The organism is Sphingomonas bacterium, assembly GCF_903643065.1.
In the GTDB taxonomy this organism is placed as follows: Bacteria; Pseudomonadota; Alphaproteobacteria; order Sphingomonadales; family Sphingomonadaceae; genus Sphingomonas.
Map to the genome: position 1 here is coordinate 1 of NZ_CAHJWX010000425.1, position 2,780 is coordinate 2,780.

Consider the following 2,780-nt stretch of genomic DNA (forward strand, 5'->3'; position numbering starts at 1 on the left):
CTTTGAGGTGCTTGCCCGCCTGCACCGGCGCGTCGGCGGTGAAGGCCAGCTCCACCTCCGGCTCGTTCGCGATCGCCCGCGCGGCACCGGTCAGCACGGCCTTGAAGCGATCGAGCGGGGTCTCGGCGGTCATGATGTGGTCAGCGTCGCCGCGATAGCCGCGCCAAGCGCAGGCACTTGTACCGTCGCCGTCCTGAAGATCACCTCTGGCTCGATGCGACGATAATCGTGCCGCAACCGGTTGCCGAGAGTGCGCACATGATGCCACGGTAACGTTGGATCGGCCCTTATCGCGGCTTCCTGCCCCAATTGGATCACCGCCTCGGTGAGGCGCTGAAGGCAGCGCTCGACCGCATCGGTGGTTCGCGCATCACGTTCGAACGCCGCGAAATCCATGTCGGCGAGGTGAGCGGCGATGCGGTCTGCGTTGTCGACGACATCCTGCATCAGCTGGCGTTCGCGGTCAGAAAACATGCACGCGATCCCGGTCGATCTGCGCCTGCAGGCGTGGCGCGCGCGCTTGAGGCTCCGTGATCAAGTCGACCCTGACCCCTAACATGGCGGCGACTTGGTCCTCGATGCCGAAGAACCCGAACGGTCCGAGCTTCCAGACCTGCTCATAGTCCATCACGGCAGCAAGATCGACGTCCGACCCATCGCCCTGCTCGCCCCGCGCGGTGGAACCGAAAATCGACAATTGTGTGATCCCAAGCGCGCGGAGTTCCCTCTCGCGCTCTCGCAATCGCCTGACAGCCTCCGCCGCGTGCACGCGTCAGTTCCTTCCGACCACGCTCTCCGGCAGGTCCTTGCCGAACACGCGCTGGTAATATTCCGCCACCAGCGACCGCTCGTTCTCGTCGCATTTGTTGAGGAACGACAGGCGGAACGCGAAGCCGACATCGCCGAAGATCAGCGCGTTCTGCGCCCAGGTGATGACGGTGCGCGGGCTCATCACCGTCGAGATGTCGCCCGCGACGAAGCCCTTGCGGGTCATGTCCGCCACGCGCACCATCGCGTCCACCGTCTTCTTGCCGTCGGGCTTGTCATATTCGCCCGACTTGGCGAGCACGATCTGCGCCTCGACGGCGGCGGGCAGGTAGTTGAGCGTGATCACCACGTTCCAGCGGTCCATCTGGCCCTGGTTGATCTGCTGCGTGCCGTGATACAGCCCGCTCGTGTCGCCCAGCCCGACCGTGTTGGCGGTGGCGAACAGGCGGAACCACGGATTGGGCCGGATGACGCGGTTCTGGTCGAGCAAGGTCAGCTTGCCCTCCGTCTCCAGCACGCGCTGGATCACGAACATCACGTCGGGGCGCCCAGCGTCATATTCGTCGAACACCAGCGCGGTCGGCGTCTGCAGCGCCCAGGGGAGCAGGCCCTCGCGGAACTCGGTCACCTGCTGCCCGTCGCGCAGCACGATCGCGTCGCGGCCGACCAGGTCGATGCGGCTGATGTGCGCGTCCAGGTTGATGCGGATACACGGCCAGTTGAGCCGCGCCGCGACCTGCTCGATATGCGTCGACTTGCCGGTGCCGTGATAGCCCTGCACCATCACGCGCCGGTTGTGCGCGAACCCCGCCAGCACCGCCAGCGTCGTGTCGGGATCGAACACATAGGCGGGATCGAGATCGGGCACGCGCTCGTCCGCCTCGCTGAAGGCGGGGACCTCCATGTCGGTGTCGAGGCCGAACAGGTCGCGCACCTTCTTCATCTGATCGGGCGCGTCGAGCAGCGTGGTGTCGCGGCTGAACGGCTGGGTGTTGGGCAGGTCGGTCATGCCGGGGACCTTAGGGCATGGGGGCGGGACGACTCAACCGCTTGCCGCCACCTTTTCCGGCGCGGACGCAAGCGGCGATTGGACTTGCCTGCCGAACAGGCATCACATCGACATGTCGAGTCGCAAGGAGGATTGTGATGACCAAGTCGATCTTCATCAACCTGCCCGTCACCGACGTGGCGCGATCGGCGGCGTTCTACGCGGCGATCGGCTTCGAGCCGGACGCGCGCTTCAGCGGCGACGGCGCGGCGGCGCTGCGCTGGTCCGACACGATCACGATCATGCTGGCGTCGCACGATCGCTACGCCGACCTGACGCCCAAGCGGATCATCGACGCGCGCGAGGCGAGCGGCGCGCTCTTCGCGCTCGGGCTCGACAGCCGCGCCGCGGTGGACGCGATCAGCGAGGCGGCGGTCGCCGCCGGCGGGCGCGAGCTGCATGGCGCGGAGGATCACGGCTTCATGTACGCCCGCGCGTTCGAGGATCCCGACGGGCACGGCTTTGGCCCGATGTGGCTGGACGCGGGCGCCTTCGATGCGGCGATGGCCCGGCCTGCCGGGGCGGCCTGACCAGGAAGGTTGCGACGCGGCGCGACCATGGCTGGCGGCGTCGATCATGGGCGGTCATCAAAGCGCCATCCCACTCGGGCAATGGTGGTTCGTGAACGACGTGCATCCTGCCCGTCCCGCCTTCGCCGACCCGCGCTGGACCCCGCTGTCCCGCTACGCGATCGGCCCCGCCGACGCGGCCTTGCCCTTCACCACCCGCCTCGGGCGCGAGAATGGCTGGTCGCCGGCGGCGGCCGAGCGTGTCGTGGCCGAATACCGGCGCTTCTGCTTCTTGGCCATCGCCGCCGGGCACCCGGTGACGCCATCGGACGCGGTGGACCAAGCCTGGCACCTGCACCTGACCTATACGCGCGATTACTAGAGTCTGAGTCATCTGGGCTGAATCGGTTTGGGATTCCCCTGGTCGAAGAAGTCTGATTCAAGCTGCTGGCCGG

General features: G+C 67.1%; 6 protein-coding genes. 2 read left to right on the forward strand and 4 right to left on the reverse strand.

All coding sequences use genetic code 11. The features are described 5' to 3' along the window. From HUU95_RS14720 to cobS, 4 genes are all read right to left on the reverse strand, one after another. On the reverse strand, positions 1-133 hold a 133-nt coding region (locus tag HUU95_RS14720; RefSeq protein WP_174280540.1), incomplete at its 3' end, for a hypothetical protein. After that, positions 130-474 (reverse strand): HepT-like ribonuclease domain-containing protein, encoded by a 345-nt coding sequence (locus HUU95_RS13290; RefSeq protein ID WP_174280541.1) that lies wholly within the window; start codon positions 472-474, stop codon positions 130-132. The genes HUU95_RS14720 and HUU95_RS13290, both read right to left, overlap by 4 nt. After that, positions 464-769: a nucleotidyltransferase family protein gene (locus HUU95_RS13295; protein WP_174280542.1), complete on the reverse strand. Its 306-nt coding sequence runs from the start codon at positions 767-769 to the stop codon at positions 464-466. Before HUU95_RS13295 ends, HUU95_RS13290 begins: the two co-directional genes overlap by 11 nt. Positions 770-772: 3 nt before the next feature. Beyond that, positions 773-1,777, reverse strand: a complete 1,005-nt coding sequence (cobS, locus tag HUU95_RS13300) for a cobaltochelatase subunit CobS (RefSeq protein ID WP_174280543.1) — start codon at positions 1,775-1,777, stop codon at positions 773-775. A gap of 137 nt (positions 1,778-1,914) precedes the next feature. On the opposite strand from cobS, the gene HUU95_RS13305 reads away from it, so the two are divergent. Beyond that, entirely contained in the window at positions 1,915-2,346 is a 432-nt protein-coding gene (locus HUU95_RS13305) for a VOC family protein (RefSeq protein WP_174280544.1), read from the forward strand. After that, positions 2,312-2,707 carry a glycine-rich domain-containing protein gene (locus HUU95_RS13310; RefSeq protein WP_254602800.1) on the forward strand — a complete coding sequence of 132 codons (396 nt, stop codon included), beginning with the start codon at positions 2,312-2,314 and terminating at the stop codon, positions 2,705-2,707. Before HUU95_RS13305 ends, HUU95_RS13310 begins: the two co-directional genes overlap by 35 nt. The last annotated feature ends 73 nt before the right edge of the window (positions 2,708-2,780 follow it).